Origin of the sequence: Streptomyces inhibens (genome assembly GCF_022221585.1) — a bacterium.
GTDB lineage: Bacteria > Actinomycetota > Actinomycetes > Streptomycetales > Streptomycetaceae > Streptomyces > Streptomyces inhibens.
The window spans coordinates 6,019,312-6,039,301 of sequence record NZ_CP084681.1 but is presented as its reverse complement, the minus strand read 5'-3'; the positions used below and the strand labels follow the sequence as shown (position 1 = coordinate 6,039,301).

Sequence of the window (19,990 nt, the reverse complement as noted above, 5' to 3'; positions counted from 1 at the left end):
GGACATGAGCACCGAGACCAGCATCACCCCCGCCACGGCCACGACCGACGCCTCCGGCGCCCCCGACACCGGCGCCCGGACCCCGAAGGCGGCCGGGCTCATCACCGACGCACGGCGCCGGATCGACGATCTCGACGGCCGGATCATCGGCCTCGTACAGGAACGGATGGCCGTCTCGGCCGTCATCCAGCGCGAGCGCATCACCTCCGGCGGGCGGAGGGTGAACCTCTCGCGCGAGATGGAGATCCTCGCCCACTACCGCGACCAGCTCGGCAAGCCGGGCACCGCGCTGGCGATGACGCTGCTGGAGCTCTCGCGGGGCCAGATCTGAGGCAGGGGCGGGGCCACGGTTCCGAGGCAGGGACAGGGCCGTGGAGTGGCTGGTTCCGGTCGGTGTTCGGTCGGTTTCGGGGAGCGGTCGGGGCGCGTGCCACGAGAGTGTGCGCCCGGCGCAGCTGCCGCATCTGAGTTCGGTTGCCGACTCACCCGTACGGCGCGTGACCGGCCACAGCGAGGCTTCGTTGTTCCCGGTGCCACGCCAGCCAGGCGCGGCCTGCAGGACTACGCGTAGACGCCGCCCCACGGGCGGAAAGCCGGAGCGATGAGACGCCGACCGCTTGCCGCGGTCCGCGTCGTGGGACCTCGTTCCGGGGCCGTGGCCGGTCAGCAGGGGACAGCAGCCCGGTCACATCCGATGGGGTGGTCGGTCCTGGGGACGCCCGGGACCGACCGCATCCGGTCGAAACGGTTGCGCCAGGTGAGGCGTATCCAGGACGATGCTTGACGAACGACGTACCGCACTCGGTAGGGACTTTTGCACTGCCATTGGTCCGAACCACCGCGGATTCCGCACCATCGAGCACCACCTCATAAGCCAGCGGCGCTACCCCCCCCCAGCGCCGCCCGTCGGTGCCGGCGCTGCCCTGACGCCGGCACCGAAAGCCAAGGGCCCCGTGGCCGTCCGCACCCCCCCTCGCGGACGGTATCCGGGGCCCTTTGCTGTGGGGGGCGCAAGCCCGGCGCACGGCTTGCACGCGGTATGCGCTGTGCGTCTGCTTTGTTCCCGCTGTGTGGCAGCTGTGACGGGCGTCACGGGCAGAATTCCGTCCGAGCGAACAACCTTTTTTGGCCATGGCCGGTCATGTACCTGCAATCGCACGGCCATACCGCGCCCCACCGCGACGGCCCGCCACCAACTTGTGCCGACCAACGGCACTTTGGACCCCGAGAGGTCTTCTCGATGAAGCTTCGCCGTGCCTTGACGGCTGCCGCCGCGACGGCCGTCATAGCCCCCGCCGCCCTGCTGGCAGCCCCCTCCGCGTTTGCGACCGGTACCGACGCCGAGTCCACCGTGAGCGCCGAGCCGACCCCGGGCACCCCCGGTTCGGAGCAGACCGACGGCACCGCCACGCAGCCGGCGACCCCGGACGCCGGTGACGAGACCACACCGGGCGACACCACGCCGAGCGACGACACCAAGCCCGGCGAGGAGACCGGGGACGGTGACGACGCCACGCCGACCGCCCCGGCCACCCCGAGCGGCGACACCAAGCCCAGCGGCACCCCGAAGCCCTCCACCACGGCCAAGCCCACCGAGCCGGGCGACCCCGGGGACGAGCCGGAGTGCAAGATCGACGACGCCGCCATCAAGGTCACCGTCGCCAACCTGCCCTCCAAGCTCGTCGCGGGCGGCGGCTGGAAGGGCTTCAGCGTGAAGCTGGCCAACACCACGGACCAGACGCTGGACGAGGTCTACCCGGTCATCTACGCGGTGCCGACCGAGGACATGGACCACCCCAAGTCGCAGCTGGACCTGGAGTACCAGAACCCGGACACCGGCAAGTGGACCTCGTTCGACGAGTGGACCGACGGCCAGTACTTCGGCTGGTTCCAGCTCGACGCGCACCAGACCGCCGAGCTCAAGATGCGGATCCGCGCCGACAAGGGCGCCAAGGCCGGTGACGGCTTCGCACTGGTCGCGGGCGACTACCAGAACAAGGACGGCTCCTGCGGCTGGTCCGAGGAGCAGTGGTACGACTTCACGATCCTGCCCGCCAGCAGCAACCCGGGTGACATCCCGCCGGCCAAGCCCGGCAAGCCCGGCAACAAGCCCGGTACGCAGGGCGGCGAGAAGCCGATCAACAACACCAAGCCGAAGGGCGGCATGGACAAGCTGCCGGTGACCGGCAACCTTGCCGAGACCGGTGCGTCCTCCGCGCTGCCGACCATCGGCATCGTGGGTGGTGTCGCCATGGTCGTGGGCGCCGGCGCGATCTTCGTCGTCCGCCGCCGTAAGACGGACGGTGCGGCCGCCGCGTAACGGCAGCCGCAGATGAGGAGGGCCGCACCGGATCGGTGCGGCCCTTCGTCGTGTCCGCCTTCCGGGCGCCGGGCGTAACTGCCGTAGCGGGTACGGGACTTCTCGTCCTACGTCAGGGACTTCTTCGGCGGTGCCGGCGGGACGGCCAGGAACGGCAGATTCAGTGCGCCGAACGCCTTCGCGGGGACGGCCGGGCGGACCGGCTCGACCGGCGCCAGCCGCTGATACCCCTGGCTCTGGGCCGGACGCGGGTCCGCCTCGCCCTTGTTGGGCCACAGCGACATCGCACGCTCGGCCTGTGCGGTGATGGTCAGGGACGGATTGACGCCGAGGTTGGCGGAGACCGCGGCGCCGTCGACGACCGAGATGCCCGGATGGCCGTAGAGCCGGTGGTACGGGTCGATCACGCCATGGTCGGCGTCCTCGCCGATCGGGCAGCCGCCCAGGAAGTGCGCGGTCAGCGGCGTGCCCATCAGTTCGCCGACATTGCTGCCGGCGAAGCCGTTGATCTCCTGCGCGAGCAGGGTGGCCGCCTCGGTCGCCTCGGGGATCTGCTCGGGGTTGGGGGCGCCATGGCCCTGACGGGCGGTGAGCAGGCCCTTTCCTATGCCGTCCGGCTTGCGGTAGGTCGTCAGGGAGTTGTCCAGCGACTGCATCACCAGGCCGATGATGGTGCGCTCGGACCAGCGGCGGTTGGAGAGCGAACGCAACAGCAGCAGCGGGTGCCGTACGCAGTTGGCGGCCCATCGGGTGGCGCGCGAGCCGCGGCCGCCGACCGGCACCTGGAGGATGGACAGCGCGCCCATCGCGTTCGAGCCCTTGCCGTAACGGACCGGTTCGATATGGGTGTTGGCGTCGGGGTGGATGGACGAGGTGATCGCGACCCCGCGGGTGAAGTCGGCCTCGGTGCCGTGCCGCTTGCGGTAGCGGCGATTGTCGGTCTGCGCGCCGACCAGCGCCTCGGAGTTCGTCCGGGTCAGCTCGCCGAGCCGGGCGGAGATGCCGGGGAGCAGTCCGCCGTCCTTCATCTTGTGCAGCAGGGTCTGGGTGCCGTAGGTGCCGGCGGCGATCACGACCCGGCGGGCGGTGAAGGTACGGCCGCGGCCCTTGCGCTTGTTGTCGGTGGGGAGGGTGGCGAGGGCGAAGCCGCCGCGCGAGTCCTCGGTGACGGTGACGACCGAGGTCATCGGGTGGATGACGGCGCCGGCCTGCTCGGCGAGGTGGAGGTAGTTCTCGTTGAGGGTGTTCTTGGCGCCGTGCCGGCAGCCGGTCATGCACTCGCCGCACTCCGTACAGGCCTTGCGGGCGGGCCCCTTGCCGCCGAAGTACGGGTCGGGGACCTCGGTGCCCGGCGCCGTCCTCGCACTGCCGTCGGCGTCCTTGCCGTCCCCGAAGAAGACTCCTACCGGCGCGAGATGGAAGGAGTCGCCGACGCCCATCTTCTCGGCGGTCTCCTTGAGGTGGACGTCGGAGGGCGTCATCGTCGGGTTGAGCCGCACCCCCAGCATCCGCTTGGCCTGGTCGTAGTAGGGCGCCAGCTCCGCGTGCCAGTCGGTGATGTGGCCCCACTGCTGGTCCTCGAAGAACTGCTTCGGGGGGACATAGAGGGTGTTGGCGTAGTTGAGCGAGCCGCCGCCGACGCCGGCGCCCGCGAGCACCATCACGTTGCCGAGCAGATGCACCCGCTGGATGCCGTAGCAGCCGAGCGCCGGGGCCCACAGATAGTTGCGGATGTCCCAGGAGTTCTTCGGCAGCGTCTGCCGGGTGAAGCGGCGGCCGGCTTCGAGGACGCCGACGCGATAGCCCTTCTCGGTCAGCCGCAGCGCGGAGACCGAGCCGCCGAAGCCGGAGCCGACGACGATGACGTCATAGTCATGGCCGTCGTCCCCGGCGTCCTGGGCATCGTGGGCGTCCCGGTCGCCGTCCCGGTCCTGATTCCGGGCAGAGTTCTCCTGGGGCACTGGCTCTCCCTGCTGATCTTTTAGCGGAGTCGGAACGCCTTCATCACGCGCAGGCTGCGGGTCATGAACTGTGCGTACTTCTCATCGGTCATCCCGAAGGACGGCGCGAGCGGCATCAGCCGCTGCTGGGCGACGGTCTGCGCCTCGGTGTACTTGAGGATGCCCTCGGAGCCGTGCCGGCGGCCCAGGCCCGAGTCGCCCATGCCGCCCATCGGGGCCTGCACACTGCCGTAGCCGGCGGCGTAGGACTCGTTGACGTTGACGGTGCCGGTACGCAGCCGGGCGGCGACCGCGCGGCCGCGGCGGCCGTCCTTCGTCCAGACGCTGGAATTCAGGCCGTACGGCGTGGCGTTGGCGAGCGCCACCGCCTCGTCCTCGTCGTGGAAGCGGTAGATGGAGACGACCGGGCCGAAGGTCTCCTCGCCGCAGACCGCCATCGGGGCCTGGACGCCGTCGAGGATGGTCGGCTCGTAGAAGAGCGGGCCGATGTCGGGGCGGGGGCGGCCGCCGGCGACCAGCTCGGCGCCCTTGGCGACGGCCTCCTCGACATGGCGGGTGACGGCCTCCAGCTGGCGCTCGCCGACCAGGGAGCCCATGTCGGCGCCGTAGGCGAGGGCGTTGCCGAGCCGCATCGCCTTCGTACGGGCGGCGAACCGCTGGAGGAAGTCGTCGGCGATGGATTCATGGACGTACAGCCGCTCGATGGAGATGCACAGCTGGCCGGCGGAGGAGAAGCAGCCGCGGATCGCTCCGGAGGCGGCCTTCTCCACATCGGCGTCATGGAGCACCAACATGGCGTTCTTGCCGCCGAGTTCGAGGGAGACGCCGACCAGGCGGGCGGCGGCGCCCTGGGCGACCTCGCGGCCCGTGCGGGTCGAGCCGGTGAAGGAGACATAGTCGGCGTGCTCGACGACGGCGGGGCCGATGACCGGGCCCTCGCCGATCACGACCTGCCAGACGTCCTCCGGCAGCCCCGCCTCGATGAGCTGCTCACGGGCCCACAGCGCGGTCAGCGCGGTCTCCGTGTCGGGCTTCATGACGACGGCGTTGCCCGCGACGAAGGCCGGCAGGGCGTCGCCGACGGAGAGTTCGAGGGGGTAGTTCCAGGGAGCGATCTGCCCGACGACGCCGCGGGGCTGGCGGAGCTCGATGACCTTGGTGAGGGTCGGTACGACGCCGGTGTGGCCCTTGGGCCTGAGGTAGGCGGGGGCCTTGCGGCCGTAGTGGCGGGCGGCGACGGCGACCGCCTGCACCTCCTCGTGTGCGTGCAGCCGCGCCTTGCCGGTCTCCAGCTGGATCAGGTCGAGCACCTCGGCCTGGCGGCGCAGCACCAGGTCGTGGAAGCGGAGCAGGACCGCGGCGCGCTGCTTGACCGGGACCTTGGCCCAGCGCTCCTGGGCGGCGCGGGCGCGTTCGAAGGCGGTGGCGACGTCCTCGGGGGTGGACTCCGGCAGGTCGGCCAGCTTCTCCCCGGTGAACGGGGTGTGGTTGGCGGTGCGGCCTCGGCCGACCACACCGCGGGTGAGCCGGGCGGCGACCTCGGGGGTGACCACGTCCGCGGCGGTGCGGGTGCCTGCCGGGGAGGCCGCGACCGGGTTGCCGTCGGCGGGCGCCGTGGTGGGCGCTGCGGCCTCGGGGGCTTCGGGGGCTTCCACCGTGGGGGCTTCGGCGTCGGCGGGGGCCTCGTCGGCGGCGGAGGCCGTTGCGGTGTCCTGCGGGTCCGTCATGCGGGCGAGCGTATTCCTCCCCCGGCGCTTTGTGTACCCGGCAGTAATGAGTTTTCACGCGGCGCGCACAATCGTGCCAGTGTTTGCTGGCCGCAAGGGGCCTGGTCTGGGACGACCAGAGGGGCCCGCGGTCACGTCCCGGTCAGCCGGAACGCGTCGAGCGCGGTGTCGAAGTGGCGCTTGGCCTCGGTACGCGAGCCGAGCGGGGAGGAGATCCACACATCGATCATCCTGCCGCTCTCGTCCCAGCTGAGGTCGTAGGTGTAGCGCGGGCCGCCGTCCTGCGCGCTGCCGTTCCAGACGAACTCCCAGAGCCCGGCCTGGAGTCCGTTGTGGGTGGTCTCGGTGACCTGGTTCTGGCGGTAGCCGCGGTAGTTGGCGGGACCCTCGGCGTCCGCCGTGCGCATCGCGCCGATCGGCCCCTGCGGCACCCGCCTCTGCAGCTGGACGCCGATCCGGAACCGCTTGCCCTGGGAGTAGTAGTAGACCCGGTCGTTCTCGTAGGACCGGGTGAAGCCCTCCGGTACGGCGAGCGCGAAGCCGGCCGGGTCGCGGACGAAGCGGTAGCCGGCCGGGACCCGGGCGGTGCCGCCCGGGGAGGGCGACGCGGTGACCTGGGCGGTCGGGTGCGCCGCGCCGTGACGGCCGCCCCCGGTCGGCTTCGCGTCCGAGGCCTGCTGGGACCGGCTGGGGCGGCCGTTCCGGCCGCTGTCGTCGTCGGTGCCGCTCCCGTTCATCAGGAGGGCCGCGATACCCGCTCCCGCGCCGCCGATCACCACCGCCGCGAGCGCGACCAGCAGGATGGCGCGGGTACGGCCGGTGTGCGGGCGGGCCGCCGCGGCCAGCGCCCGGTCGTCGAGCGCGTCGCGGATCGGCATGCCCGGGGTGCGGCCGCCCGTACGGCCACCGGGCCGTCCGGCGCCATGTCCGACGGGCGGACGGCCGGGTACGGCCGGGGCGGCGGGCGGCTCGGCGGCCGGCGGGTGCTCGCTGGGCGGGTGTTCGCCGGGCAGACCGCCGCCGGGACCGTCGTACAGGGAGGCATGGACGTCGGGGACCGCTGGGCCGGGGTGGTGCGGATTCCCGGGGCCGCCGGGGCGGTGCGGGCCCGGGAGTCCGCCCGGCCCGCTCCCGTCCGCCACCGCCTCGGCGGCGAAACCCGCGGCCCCGCCTCCGTGACCGGGCCCCGCACCGTGCTGCCCCCGGTGCCCGCTCGCCCCGCGCTCCGGCGCGCGGCCCGACTGCAGATAGCCGCGCAGCAGCCGCTCCGTCTCGGTGACGTCCATCCGGTGCTCCGGATCGCGCTCCAGCAGGCCGTCCACGACGGCGCGCAACGGGCGGGCGGACTCGGGGAGTTGGATCTCGTCGTACACGACGGCGTGCAGTACCCCGCCCAACGAGTCACGGTGGAACGGCGATTTACCGCTGAGCGCGGCGCACAGCAGCACCCCGAGCGACCAGAGGTCGGCCTCGGGCCCGGTGCCGCGGCCGGCCATCCGCTCGGGGGCGGTGTATTCGGGCGAGCCGACAAAGCCGCCGGCGTCGGTCAGTGTGGTGACGCCGGGTACCTGGGCGATGCCGAAGTCGGTGAGGACGACCCGGCCGGTGCCCGACTCCATCAGGACGTTGGCGGGCTTGATGTCGCGGTGCAGCACCCCGCGGGTGTGCGCGGCCCGCAACGCGCCCAGCAGCGCGATACCGATCCGGGCCGCCTCGCGCGGCGCGACCGGTCCGCCGCTCAGCAGGCGGTCGGCCAGCGACGGGCCTTCCACCAGCTCCATCACGATCCACGGCCGGCCGTCCTGCTCGACGATGTCGTGCACGACAATCACATGAGGATGTTTGATCCGGGCGACCGTACGCGCCTCGCGCATCGCCCGTTCGCGCTGCACCCGGGACTCCGGCTCGGCCGTCCCCTCGTCCAAGTGCAGCTCCTTGACCGCGACTTGACGGCCCAACAGTTCATCGGTGGCGCGCCAGACCGTTCCCATGCCGCCGCGGCCCAGCCGTATTCCCAGGCGGTACCGGCCACCGATCAGTCGGCCCTCGCCCCCGAAGATCCCCATGGCTCCATCTTGCCGCACCACCACCCCGCCGGAAGGGGCGGCACCCCAACGCCCGGCCGGAGTTGGGGGCATACTGCCGCTGACCTGGCACGCTGTGTTCCACTGTTGCCATGGAGGCAGTTGTCGCAAGCGTCGTGGCCGTCGTCGGCACCCTGCTGGGTTCCGGCATCACCCACTTCTTCCAGAGCCGGGCGGCCGACCGCAGCGAGCGGTTCGCCCGCGCGGAGCGGCTGCGGCAGGAGCGGATCGATGCGTACTGCGCCTATGCGGGGGCGCTGTTGGACTACCGGCGGGTGGTCGTGCACCGCTGGTTCGTACTGAACGAGGAGGACCGCTGCGACGAGGACAGCCCGGAGCTGCGCGAGGAGATGTACAAGACTCGCTATACGGCTCAAGAGGCCATGTTCCGCGCGCAGATGGTGAGCGATGATCCGGAAATACTCGACCGCTCCGAGGAGGTGATGTCGGCGGTGACCGAACTGCACTGGGCCCGCGATCGGGAGGCCCTCACCGATCTGCGGACCACCACCCGACAGGGCATAAGGGATTTCATCGCGGCGACCGCCCGGCATGTGCGCTGATCACCTGATTTCTCCGAGGATGCCCCGGCCTTCAGGCCGGGGCTGGGGGGACCTCCCGCTTGCGGGGGAGAATCGGACTCCTGCGGAGCAGGACAGGGATAGCCGAATCGCCGCCGGGGCGGTTCAGCGTCCACCATCCACGCTGGTGAGCGGCACCACAAAGATCAATAGGGCTCAACTGTCGTACCTCCCAGATAGGTTGGTGGCTATGACTGCGAGGGCGAAGACGGAGGATGCCGGGTGCGCCCGGTACACCTACCGTCTGCGCCTCCCGGCGACGGCCCGGCGTGCACTCGAAGCCGAGTGGGACCGGTGCCGGTGGATCTGGAACGAATGCGTGGCGAAGTCCAAGCAGACCCACCAGCGCGCGAAGGCTACCGGTGAGAAGCTGACTTGTGGTCCGGCTCAGCTCGACAAGACGCTGACCGAGGCCCGCAGGGCGACGCCGTGGCTCGCGGAAGGATCCAGCGTCCCGCAGCAGCAGCTCATACGCGATTTCGGCAAGTCCCGCGCCAAAGCGTTGAAGGACATCAAGGACCGGCTTCCGATGCGGCAGCGGGCCGGTATGCCCAGGTGGAAGAAGAAGCGCGAGGCGCGGCCGACCCTGAACTACACCCGGCGCGGTTTCCGCCTCAAGGACGGATGCCTGCATCTGGCGGGCGGGATCGTCGTACGCCCGGTGTGGTCGCGCCAGCTGCCCAAGCCCCCCTCGTCGGTGCGGGTGTACAAGGACAGCGTCGGGCACTGGTGGGCGTCGTTCGTCGTGCCCGCGGTGACCGAACAGCTTCCCACCACGGGCCGTGTGATCGGCATCGACTGGGGCGTACGCGAGACCTCGACCACCACCAGCGACAACCACGACCTTCCCCACGCCCAGCATGGCAAGATCGTGGCCCAGAAGCTCGCTCGCTATCAACGCATGATGGCCCGCCGGAAGCCCCCGAAGGGGCAGGCCGCCTCGAAGGGCTACCGCGAGGCCAAGCGGCAGACGGCCAAGCTGCACCAGAAGGTGGCCCGCCAGCGGCAGGATACGGCCCGCAAGTGGGCCAAGACGGTGGTCCGGGACCACGACAAGATGGCGATGGAAGACTTCCGCCCCAAATTCCTGGCCAAGACCACGATGGCGCGCAAGGCCGCCGACGCGGCCATCAGCGCCACCAAACGGGCCCTTGTCGAGATGGGCCGCAAGCACGGGCGGGACATCCGCCTCGTGCACCCCGCGCACACCACCATGGACTGTGCGCAGTGTGGAGCGAGAACCAAGCACGCACTACCTCTCTCGGAACGAACCTATGCCTGCACTGCGTGCGGAGCCGTCTCGCCCAGGGACAAGAACTCCGCCCGCGTGATGCTGGTCCGGGCTGGTCTCAACCCGGCTGGTGCTGATGGTGTAAGAGCTGACGGGCCGCCGGCCCGCAGCCAACCTGAGCCAGGAATCCCCCGCCTTTAGGCGGGGGAGGTTTCAAACGGAAGAAGACCGCACGACACACGGGGTGGAACTCCACCGGCTCTCCAGCCGTCCTTGACACAGTGAGCTGCTGTACCGGAAGGGCCGGTACGGCGGCTACGACAGGCGGAGCGGGGGTCGGTCATGGTGATGCAGGACGGTGGAACGGTGGATGTCCGACCGGGCGCCGACCCGGGCCGCGCCGCCGCGGAGCACAGCGGCGCCTATCTCGCGACCGCGCTGTGCCTCGGGCTCTACGCCGGCACGCTGCTCGCATGGACGGTCTACGGCATCGCCCAGGGGGAAGGCAGCCCCTGGGACTTCCTGGAGGGGCTGTTCAACCCGGGCGCCTCGCCCGCCAACCAGGTACTCGGCCCGTACGAATGGTCCTTCACGGTCGTGTTCCTGGTGATCGCGGGGCTGGCGCTGGCGCAGCGACGGGTGGCGCGCTCCGCCGCCCTGCTGACCGCGTTTCTGCTGCTCGCCGTCTCCGTACGCGAAGGGGTGGGCCTCTTCGACGCCACCTACCGCGCCCAGTACGCCAACGACCCGCTGGGCGGCTGGACGCTCGCCACCCGTGGGCTGGGGCTGGTGGTGGCACTGGTCGTGCTGGCCGTGATGCTGCCGGCGACGGAACGGCGACCGGGCGGGCGCGGCATCCGCACGGGGCACGACGGCGGCCGGGGGGCCGGGGGCGCGGAGGGCTGGTGGCGCCGCTCCTCCCGTATCTGCGGCGTGCTGTTCGCGCTCATGGGCCTGGCCCGGCTGGGCTGGGCGGTGCACGATCTGCTGACGACCGGGATGGACAAGGGGAACTATCTGCGCGGAGTGGTCGACGGCTCCGTGCTCGGCACCCTCGACCTGGCGGCATCCGCCGAGTTCACCACCGTCGCCTCGGTGACCGTGCTGCTGGTCCTCGCGGTGCTGGCCCTGGGGCGGCGCGATGTCCGGGGCGCACTGCTGGCGTTCGCGGCGGTGGAGCTGTATCTGACGGTGCGCACGGTGGTCTGGCTGACCGTGACGGGCGCCTTCAGCCACTCCTTCGACACGACCGAGGGCGCGCTGTCCATGGCGACGACGGCGTACGCCCTGGCGGCGATGACGTCGGCGGTCGTGCTGGCAACGGGCCGCGGGTTCGGTCCGTATGGCGGGGTGCGGGCGGAGGGGCTGCGTACGGCGCGTGGTGGGGCGTAACGGCGGGCAGCGCGGCTGACGCGGGCGCGTGGTTCTCGGCGGTCCGGCGGGTTCCCACCTCCGGGTGAGCCGACGCACGTGCCTGCGTCCCCGCCGTACACGGGCGTAGCGTGGTCGATACGTCCTTCTCGCGGGGGTGGCCATGGAGTTGTTCCACCAGGAACCCAGCATCGGTGATCGCATCGCCCGGCTGCGCACACGCCGGAAGCTGACGCAGGAAGGCCTCGCCGAGAGCGCGGGCCTGTGCGTCGATATCGTTCGCAAACTCGAACAAGGCGTACGCCAGACGGCTCGGCTGTCCACGCTCAACGCGCTGGCCAGGGCCCTGGATGTGGAGACGTCCGTGCTCGTCGGGCAGCCCGCCACCTTCGAGGTGCGCAGCGAGGGTGAGCAGCCGTCCGTCCTGGCGCTGAGGCAGGCCATCTCGCCGGTGTCCGACCTGCTGGGCGACGACCCGGACCCCGAGGAGCCGCCCGGCATCGCGGCATTGCAGGCTTCCCTCCGTTCGACGGAGCGCATCCGTCGCGACGGGCGGATGGGGGAAATCGGGGCGCTGCTACCGCAGTTGATCAGGGATGCCAAGGCGGCGGCCCGCGCCACCACAGGGAGCGAGGCCGCCGCGGCCCAGTCCGTCCTGGCCGAGGCCTATCAGGTCGCCGCGACGACGCTGACGGCACTGGGCAAGGAGGACGCCGCACTCACCGCCCTCGAACGGTCGATGGCCGCGGCGGCCATGGGAGACGACCCCCACCTGGAGACCGTGGGCTTCTCCAGCCTTGCGTGGGTCCTCACCAAGCAGGGGCGGCTGGCCGACGCCGAGCAGGTAGCGCTGACCGCCGCCGACCGCATCGAACCCGGATTTCGCTCCCAGCCCCTCGAACTGGCGCTGTGGGGGATCCTGCTGCTCCGCGCGGCAACTGCCGCGGTCCGCCGGGAACAGCAGGACACGGTACGTGAGCTGCTCACCATGGCAAGCGCGGCGGCGGCCGGGATCGGCACGGACCGACTCGACTACGCGACGCCGTTCGGCCCGACCAACGTAGGCGTGGCCAAGGTCAACTTCCTGGTGGAGATGGAGGAGAGCGCGGAGGCCCTGCGCACCGCGCGCACCGTCCCGGAGCTGTATGCGCTGCCCCCCACGTGGCGTGCGCGGTTCCATGTGGACCGGGCCCTGGCCCTCGCCGACCTGCGCAAGGACGACGGCGCGCTGCACGCCCTGCTCTCCGCCGAGCGCACCGCCCCGGAATGGATGCGCTACCACTCCACCAGCCGCCGCCTCGTGGCCGACCTCCGCGGCCGCGAAAGGCGCCGCACCTCACCCCTCATCGAGCTCGCCGACCGGCTCGACCTCGACGGCTAGGACGTGGCGTCCTGGCACACCCCCGCAGTGGCACAGGGCGTCACTGTTCGCGCTGTCCACTCCTGCCTAGCGTTGTGGGTCCGTCGAGAACGACGGACCCCCGCGGCCGCTACGAACGGTCCGGGGGCATGGCCTACCTGATGAAAGCAGGTCGACGTGCCGCACCGTACTCCCGCCGGCGTCCGGCTGCTCCCCTGGACCGGTCCCGATGACCAGCCCTGCTATCTGCTCACGGATCGCGACGGCGGCTACGTCTCCCGGTACGCCGACGAAGTCGAGGCACTGCAGCTCGGCATGGGCGTGGGGTTGCTGGCGCATGCCCGGGTCCTGATCGACGACCCGAAGGCGGACGCGCGGCAGTTGCGGTTTTTGTCGGCGCAGCTCAGTGCGGCGCTACGGGATGCCGTACGGGTCGCGGAGAGCCGGGGCGGGCGGCTGGGGGACGACGCCTCGCGCGAGGAGGCGGGCGCCGAGTAGGACCCCTCTCGGGCGGGCTTTGGCGGTGCGGGGGAGATCCCCCTCCGAACCGCCCCCGCACGCCAAAGGCGGCCGCCGCGTGTGGGGGTCGCGGCGGCCGCCGATGTGAACTGCAACGCGTCCTGGGCTTGTGGCCTCTTCAGTGGTGCAGCATGAGAACCACTCTGCCCGTGGGGGCCTCCCCACGGCATCCTCCAGAGGTCGCGGGATCACCCCCGCCGCTCGGCGGGGGTGCGGGTCCGTCGCAGGGCGGGGCCGGGTGACAGGGGGCGGAGTCGCGCAGCGCCGGGCGGTTCCGCGGGCTCGAACGGGTGCGTAGGAGAAAGGGGCGGCCGGTGATCCGTGTCGCTGTGGTGGATGACGAACGGCTGGTCAGGTCGGGACTGCGGATGATTCTGGGGACCGCCCCGGACATCGAGATGGTCGCGGACTGCAGTGGCGCCGAGGCCGTGGAGACCGTGTTGGGGTGCGCGGCCGAGGTCGTACTGCTCGACATCCGGATGCCGGACGTGGACGGGCTGACCGTGCTGCGCCGGCTGCGCGCCGCCCCGGAGCCGCCGGCCGTGGCGATGCTGACCACGTTCGACGCCCAGGAGTATCTGACCGCGGCGCTGCGCGAGGGCGCGGCCGGGTTCCTGCTCAAGGACTCCGACCCGGAGCAGCTGGTGCGGGCCGTACGGACGTTGGCGGCGGGCGGCAGTGTGCTGGATCCGGGGGTGACCCGCGCGGTGATAGGCGGCTATCTCACGGCCGAGGACCAGGCGGCGGCCGCACGGGCGGTCAGCGGGCTGACGCCGCGGGAGTCGCAGGTGCTCGCCCTGCTCGGCGAGGGCCTGGGCAATGCCCAGATAGCCGACCGGATGGGGCTGGCCCCCAGTACGGTCAAGGACCATGTACGTGCCCTGCTGGGCAAATTGGGCGGTATCAATCGCATTCAGGCGGCCATCGTCGCCGATCGTGCGGGCCTGGTGGCGGGCGATCCTCGGGGGACGTGGTGAGGGCCGGCGGCGGGCGGGGGCGTCCGCGAGGGCTCGCGCGGACAGTGGTGGCGCGCGGGGCGGTGGCCTGGCGGGCGCTGGAGCGCGGTCCGTTGGGGCGGCGGTTGCGCAAGGTCGCTCCGGTGGTGGTGCCGGTGCTGCTGGCGATCGCCGACGCGCTGCTGGTCAACGGCCTGGAACTCGCCCTGGAGCTGGGAGTTTCGGTGGTCGCCGCGACGGCTCTGCTGCTGCGCCGCCGCTTCCCGCTGCTGGTCTTCCTGTTCACCCTCCCCGGCCTGTACATCGGCTACATCTGGTTCGCGCCGATGATCGGGCTCTACACGCTGGCGGCGCGACGGCCCGGGCGGGCGCGGCTGGGCATCTGTGCGGTGCTGCTGATCGCCGCGCACTTCTTCCCGTATCCGATGTCCGACTTCGAGCTCACCGCGTACCGCGAGAACACCCTGGTGCTGATCGACGCCTGTGTCACCTCGGCCGCGCCGATCGCCCTGGGCCTGCTGGTGCGCACCCGCCGGGAACTCGCCTCCCGCGTCGAGGACCTGACCCGCAGCCTGCGCCGCGAGGACCGGCTGCTGGCGGACCGGGTCAAGACCACCGAACGCGCCCGGCTCGCCCGCGAGATGCATGACGTGGTGGCCCATCAGGTCAGCCTGATCAGCTTGCAGGCGGGGGCGGTGCAGGTCAGTACGGCCGACGAGGCGGCGCGCGCGGGTGCCAGGACGATTCGCGAACTGTCCGTGCGGACGCTGGAGGAGCTGCGGCACATGGTCGGCGTGCTGCGGGCGGACGGCGGCGAGGCGGCGGAGGCGCGTGATCTGGCGCCCCAGCCGGACTTGGAGGAGCTGCCGCGGCTGATCGAGATGAGTGCGCTGGATGTGACGTACGAGCGCGGTGTGGTGGCCGGTGCGAGCGGCGCGAAGACCGTGGAGCGGGCCGCCTTCCGCACGGTCCAGGAGGCGCTGACCAACGTCCGCAAGCACGCGCCGGGGGCGCGGGTGCGGGTGCGGGTCGATCCGGTGGACACGGTCGGCGGGGAGCGCGGCGCGCGGACGGGTCCGACGGACGATGCGGATACGGGCCGTGCGGCGGAGGGGCTGCGGGTGGAGATACGTAACGGACCGCCCGACGCGACGGCGACGGTTCCCGCGCTTCCCGGGGGCGGCCACGGTCTGGTGGGGCTGCGCGAGCGCGCGCAGAGCCTCGGCGGGACGCTGGAGGCGCGGCACACCTCCGACGGCGGCTTCGTCGTACGGGCCGAATTCCCGTACGGAGCGGGATAGACCGGGCGAGGGCAGGCGTACGGCACGGGAGGGGCGCACCTTTGGTGCGTCCCGGCCGCGTCAGGCGGAGAGCGGAGCCGCGGCCTCGTCCACAGCGGTGTGCAGGTCCGGGTAGACCTCGAAGAGCCTGCGTACGCCCAGTGCGGCCAGCACCCGGTTGACGTGCGAGCCGTCGACGGCGCCCTGCGCGGGGAGGATCAGCCGCAGCCGCCCCTGACAGGAGCGCATCAGCCGGCGGGCGGCAATCAGCACGCCGACGCCACTGGAATCGCAGAACCGGACCTCGGAGAGGTCAAGTACGAGCGATCTCCGGCCGTCGGCCACCGCATCGTGCACATGCTGGCGCACCGCAGGCGACGTGACCAGGTCCATTTCGCCGGAGACCTGGAGTACGGCCCAGGGGCCCTGTTCGTCCTCTGCCACCTTCAACGACACGCGCTCGAAGCCTTTCGCTCGCTTTCGGACCGGATGTGTCCGGTTGCATACGGAACCCATCCTTCCCCGGCTCGACTGCCCGGCCTCGATCCCCTGAAACTCTTCCGAATCCTTGGCGCATCCTTGCCGCAACAGGCCGTTCCCGACCAAGGCTATGCCCAGGAGGCGGCAGCTTTTCGCCGACACCTGGTCACACACGGATAACACATCACCTCATACAGACACGAATGATCCGCATTGATCCGTTTCGATCGGGCATTACCACCACAAAGTGATGACCCCGACCACCGCACGACCGGCCACACAACGGGCGCCTCGCCGTCAGCCCTTACCATCCGCGTCCCCTCCCAAGGCTCGGTTTGCCGCAAAGGAGCGTCCGTTGTCGGACCCGCGCATTACATTCGATGGCACGGCGGATTTGTGGCCGGGTGCACGGATCTGGGCATGAGGGTGTGCAGGAGTGACTGCTGAGGTGTGAGCCCGAAGGCGACGGGCAGGGATGGAGGTCCCATGGGACACGACGCGCCACCGCGGTGGGACAGGCGGATGCAACAGCGGCTCGCCCACGGCGAGGCGGCCGCGCTCGGTGAGCTCTACGACCGCTTCGCCTCGCTCGTGCACAGCCTCGCCTACCGCGTCCTGGACGACGAGGACGCCGCCGACCGCATCACCCGCGAAGTGTTCGGCTACATCTGGGAACACCCGGATTCCTACGACCCCAAGCAGGGCCCGCTGCGCTCCTGGGTCGCCGGCATCACCCGCCATCAGGCCGTCCAGCGGCTGCGCCAGACCGAGGCCGCCTCGGCGCGCGACAGCGGAGCAGACGCCCCGGCGCCCGCCGAGATGGAACAGAAGATCCAAGAGGCCTCCACCGCCGCCCGGGCCGACTACATCGTCACGTCCATGCCCGCGCCCCTGCGGGCCGCACTGGAGCTGGCGTACTTCCAGCGCCGGGACTACCGCCAGACCGCCGCCGACCTCGGCGTCACCGAGGACGAGGCCCGGCGCCGGCTGCGCCTGGGCCTGCAACTGCTGTCCACCGCCCACACCCACCAGGCCCTGCCGCCCACCCAGCGCACCGCGTACGCGTCGAGCACGGTGCGCGCCACCTCTGCGGCGCCCCATACGTCACAAGCGCCACACGCCCCTCGTGGACCGCGCCCGCCCCATGCGCACCACTCCGGCCCGGGGTCCGCCGCACCGCCCGGCCCGGGCCACGGACGGACGCTGTGAACGGCCCCGACGAGTGGGACGGCCGCGAGCTGTCCGGCGGCCCCGGTGAACGGCCGCGGATACCGTCTCCGCGCTCCGCGGCCGAGGACCACGGCCCACTCCCGGATGCCCCTCCGGCACCCGTCTGCGATCCGGTGAGCGGTTCAGGTGCAGTCGACTCCCCGCGCGAACCGGAAGCCGAGCCCGTGACCGACCCCGCCACCGTCCCGCTCCCCCTGCCGGCTCCCGCCCCGCCGCACCGGATCCTCAAGTCACTGCTCGGCGCCTGGGCGCTGTCGGCCTGTTCGGCCGAGGAGACGGCCGCCGTCGAGCAGCATCTGACGGACTGTGCCTCCTGCGCGGACGAGGCGCTGCGACTGCGCGGCGCCGTCGGTCTGCTGCACCCCGCCGACAGCCTCGATCTTGATCCGCTGCTGCGCTCCCGCGTGCTGGAGGGCTGCCTGGGCCGCCGCCCCGCCCGTATCCCGGTGCCCGAGTGGGCGGCTCCGTACGACGCGGAGACCGCCAAACTGGATGCGCTGCTGCGCGACATGGGCGAGGCGGAGTGGCGCGCTCCGGTGCGGCTGCGCTGGTTCGAGGGCCAGCGCCCGGTCGAGCGGGAGACCACCGTCGCCGGCGTCATGGGCCATCTGATGGCGGTGGACGGCCTGGTCGCGACGGCACTCGGACTGCCCGACCCGCTCGGCACCGCCGCCCCGCCGGGCACCCCGAACCCCCTCATCCGCACGGAGACCCTGTGGCGCGCCGCGGACGAGGAGGAGAGCCCGCTCGCCACACACGGCCTGTGGCGCGACCAGAGCTACGCGCTGATAAGACAGGTGTCGTTCGCCGGCGGCAAGGTCGCCGAACTCTCCGTGCCGTACGGCGACTTCAGTCTCGCGCTGCGCGATGCGTTCCTGGACCGCGCCTTCGAGTGCTGGGTGCACGCCGGCGATATCGCGGAGGCCGTGGACTATCCGTACGAGGCCCCGGCCGCCGGGCATCTCCACCGGATGGTCGACCTCGCCGCGCGGCTGCTGCCCAGCGCGCTGGCCGACCGCCGGCGGGCCGGGCTCGCCTCGCCGCCGCAGCGGCTGGTCGAGGCGGGCGCCCCGGGCCGTACCCTCCATCTGGAGGTCGAGGGCAACGGCGGTGGCCATTGGTACATAGCGCTGGACTCGCCGGCCGCCCTCGGCACACCGGACCGCACCGTCGCGCATATCGCCCTGGACAGCGCCGAGTTCTGCCAGCTGGCCGCCGGCCACATCTCGCCGGAGGAGGCCGCCGCGGGCCAGCACGGCGAACGTGACGCGATCCGCGATGTGCTCTTCGCGACCGCGTCGCTCTCCCGCCTCTGACCGCGGCCGACGGCGGGATCGGCGCGGTCCTTACGCGAAGACGACCGTGCGGCTTCCGTTGAGCAGCACCCGGCGCTCGCTGTGCCACTTCACGGCGCGTGCCAGAGCCTGGCACTCGACGTCCCGGCCGATCGCCACGAGCTGGTCCGGCGTGACCTCATGGCCGACGCGCTCGACCTCCTGCTCGATGATCGGGCCCTCGTCGAGGTCCGCGGTCACATAGTGCGCGGTGGCGCCGATGAGCTTCACCCCGCGGGCATGCGCCTGGTGGTAGGGCTTGGCGCCCTTGAAGCTCGGCAGGAAGGAGTGGTGGATATTGATGATCCGGCCGGACAGCGCCTTGCACAGATCGTCGGAGAGCACCTGCATATAGCGGGCGAGGACCACCAGCTCGACGTTCTCCGCCTCCACCAGCTCCAGCAGCTGGGCCTCGGCCTGGGCCTTGGTGTCCCGGGTGACCGGAATGTGATGGAAGGGGATGTCGTACGAGCCGACCAGCTCGGCGAAGTCGGTGTGATTGGAGACCACGGCGGCGATCTCGATCGGCAGCGCGCCGATCCGGTAGCGGAAGAGCAGGTCGTTGAGGCAGTGCCCGAACTTGGACACCATCAGGACGACCCGCATCTTCTCGTCGGCCCGGTGGATCTGCCATTCCATACCGAAGGAGTCGCCCACCGCCGCGAAGCTGGCCCGCAGCTTGTCGACGCTCACCGAGGTGTCCGCGGTGAAGTGGACCCGCATGAAGAACAGCCCGGTGTCGCGGTCGCCGAACTGCTGACTGTCCTCGATGTTGCAGCCGGTGATGAAGAGGTAGCTGGACACGGCGTGCACGATCCCCTGCTTGTCCGGGCAGGACAGGGTGAGGACGTACTGATCGTTCTGACCGTTGCGATCGTGCTGACCGGGCTGGGTGGGCTGCGACTCGTTCATGACCTCATAGGGTCGCACACCTTCGGAGCAGGTCAGCCCCGGGTGTCCGGTCCCCCGGTCATGATGGCCAGCACCTCCAGCGAGCGGGGCGCTGCGTCGGGGTCCTCGCCGTCCGCCGTCGCCATCCGCACATGGGCCTCACGGGCCGCCCGTACGGCCTCCGGCCAGCCCTGGTGCTCCATGTACGCGGCGACCGGGGCGTCCGGGCCGACCTGGTGCATGATCCGCAGCACCCGCAGGACGGCGGCATCGACGAGCTGTGCTTCCTCGGCGTCCCGGAAGATCGTGTCGATGTATTTGTCGGCGGACCAGTTGTCCAGCCAGGTGTCCTCGACGAGCCGGTAGACGGCGTCGGTGACATCTCCGTATCCGGGCCGGCCGGCCAGCCAGGTCTCCTGCTGGAAGGCGGGGTCGGAGAGCATGTGCAGCGCGGAGCGCACATTGCTGCGCCAGCGCCACCACGGCATGTCATTGAGTGGCATGCCGCCCATGGTGGTCGAGCGGCGGCCGCGACGGGAAGACTTCTCCGAACCTTGCACAGTATTCGATCGTACGTTCCTCGCGGATGATCTCGTGCGGCCCCCCGGAGTTCACTGCCACGTCACCATCCGTTACCCCGACGTCACTCGCCCGTTCCGGGCAGG

Annotated in this window: 16 protein-coding genes and 1 pseudogene; 11 read left to right on the top strand and 6 right to left on the bottom strand. The window is 71.3% G+C overall.

From position 1 onward, the window contains the following. The first annotated feature begins 4 nt into the window (after positions 1-4). Both KI385_RS27545 and KI385_RS27540 read left to right on the top strand, forming a co-directional pair. Positions 5-331 carry a chorismate mutase gene (locus KI385_RS27545; protein ID WP_238574860.1) on the top strand — a complete coding sequence of 109 codons (327 nt, stop codon included), beginning with the start codon at positions 5-7 and terminating at the stop codon, positions 329-331. 909 nt (positions 332-1,240) lie between these two features. Beyond that, positions 1,241-2,320, top strand: coding sequence for an LAETG motif-containing sortase-dependent surface protein (locus tag KI385_RS27540; protein WP_238574859.1), 1,080 nt, complete (start codon positions 1,241-1,243; stop codon positions 2,318-2,320). Positions 2,321-2,427: 107 nt separating this feature from the next. Here the strand turns inward: KI385_RS27540 and KI385_RS27535 are convergent, their stop codons facing one another. From KI385_RS27535 to KI385_RS27525, 3 genes are all read right to left on the bottom strand, one after another. Beyond that, complete coding sequence (locus KI385_RS27535) at positions 2,428-4,281, bottom strand: GMC family oxidoreductase (protein ID WP_281066908.1); 1,854 nt, start codon at positions 4,279-4,281, stop codon at positions 2,428-2,430. A gap of 20 nt (positions 4,282-4,301) precedes the next feature. Beyond that, the gene (locus KI385_RS27530; RefSeq protein ID WP_238574858.1) at positions 4,302-6,008 is read right to left on the bottom strand and encodes a succinic semialdehyde dehydrogenase; all 1,707 of its coding nucleotides are present in this window, start codon (positions 6,006-6,008) and stop codon (positions 4,302-4,304) included. Positions 6,009-6,139: 131 nt separating this feature from the next. After that, positions 6,140-8,074 (bottom strand): serine/threonine-protein kinase, encoded by a 1,935-nt coding sequence (locus tag KI385_RS27525; protein WP_238574857.1) that lies wholly within the window; start codon positions 8,072-8,074, stop codon positions 6,140-6,142. Positions 8,075-8,184: 110 nt separating this feature from the next. Here KI385_RS27525 and KI385_RS27520 point away from each other — a divergent pair, with 110 nt between their 5' ends. The 7 genes from KI385_RS27520 to KI385_RS27490 all read left to right on the top strand — a co-directional run bounded on the left by KI385_RS27520 (position 8,185) and on the right by KI385_RS27490 (position 15,411). Continuing rightward, positions 8,185-8,655: a hypothetical protein gene (locus KI385_RS27520; protein ID WP_238574856.1), complete on the top strand. Its 471-nt coding sequence runs from the start codon at positions 8,185-8,187 to the stop codon at positions 8,653-8,655. Positions 8,656-8,863: 208 nt separating this feature from the next. Then, positions 8,864-10,105, top strand: coding sequence for an RNA-guided endonuclease InsQ/TnpB family protein (locus KI385_RS27515; protein ID WP_238574855.1), 1,242 nt, complete (start codon positions 8,864-8,866; stop codon positions 10,103-10,105). A gap of 165 nt (positions 10,106-10,270) precedes the next feature. Further along, positions 10,271-11,296, top strand: coding sequence for a hypothetical protein (locus tag KI385_RS27510; protein ID WP_238574854.1), 1,026 nt, complete (start codon positions 10,271-10,273; stop codon positions 11,294-11,296). A 142-nt stretch (positions 11,297-11,438) separates the two neighbouring features. Next, positions 11,439-12,656 (top strand): helix-turn-helix domain-containing protein, encoded by a 1,218-nt coding sequence (locus KI385_RS27505; RefSeq protein ID WP_238574853.1) that lies wholly within the window; start codon positions 11,439-11,441, stop codon positions 12,654-12,656. A gap of 156 nt (positions 12,657-12,812) precedes the next feature. Then, complete coding sequence (locus KI385_RS27500) at positions 12,813-13,133, top strand: hypothetical protein (RefSeq protein ID WP_238574852.1); 321 nt, start codon at positions 12,813-12,815, stop codon at positions 13,131-13,133. A gap of 335 nt (positions 13,134-13,468) precedes the next feature. Further along, entirely contained in the window at positions 13,469-14,131 is a 663-nt protein-coding gene (locus KI385_RS27495) for a response regulator (RefSeq protein ID WP_238574851.1), read from the top strand. A gap of 44 nt (positions 14,132-14,175) precedes the next feature. Beyond that, the gene (locus tag KI385_RS27490; protein ID WP_342593474.1) at positions 14,176-15,411 is read left to right on the top strand and encodes a sensor histidine kinase; all 1,236 of its coding nucleotides are present in this window, start codon (positions 14,176-14,178) and stop codon (positions 15,409-15,411) included. Between the two features lie 60 nt (positions 15,412-15,471). Here KI385_RS27490 and KI385_RS27485 read toward each other — a convergent pair whose 3' ends face one another. Continuing rightward, positions 15,472-15,846 carry an STAS domain-containing protein gene (locus tag KI385_RS27485; protein WP_026169623.1) on the bottom strand — a complete coding sequence of 125 codons (375 nt, stop codon included), beginning with the start codon at positions 15,844-15,846 and terminating at the stop codon, positions 15,472-15,474. Between the two features lie 510 nt (positions 15,847-16,356). Between KI385_RS27485 and KI385_RS27480 the strand changes: the two are divergent. Both KI385_RS27480 and KI385_RS27475 read left to right on the top strand, forming a co-directional pair. Then, positions 16,357-16,896, top strand: a pseudogene (locus KI385_RS27480) (sigma-70 family RNA polymerase sigma factor); the annotation flags it as partial. A 179-nt stretch (positions 16,897-17,075) separates the two neighbouring features. Further along, complete coding sequence (locus KI385_RS27475) at positions 17,076-18,416, top strand: zf-HC2 domain-containing protein (protein ID WP_238574850.1); 1,341 nt, start codon at positions 17,076-17,078, stop codon at positions 18,414-18,416. Positions 18,417-18,446: 30 nt separating this feature from the next. Here KI385_RS27475 and purU read toward each other — a convergent pair whose 3' ends face one another. Beyond that, a complete protein-coding gene (gene purU, locus KI385_RS27470) occupies positions 18,447-19,346 on the bottom strand; it encodes a formyltetrahydrofolate deformylase (protein WP_238574849.1) in 900 nt (299 codons plus the stop codon). 32 nt (positions 19,347-19,378) lie between these two features. Then, on the bottom strand, positions 19,379-19,837 hold the full coding sequence (locus KI385_RS27465; RefSeq protein ID WP_238577859.1) for an SCO4402 family protein: 459 nt from the start codon (positions 19,835-19,837) through the stop codon (positions 19,379-19,381). Between the last annotated feature and the right edge of the window lie 153 nt (positions 19,838-19,990).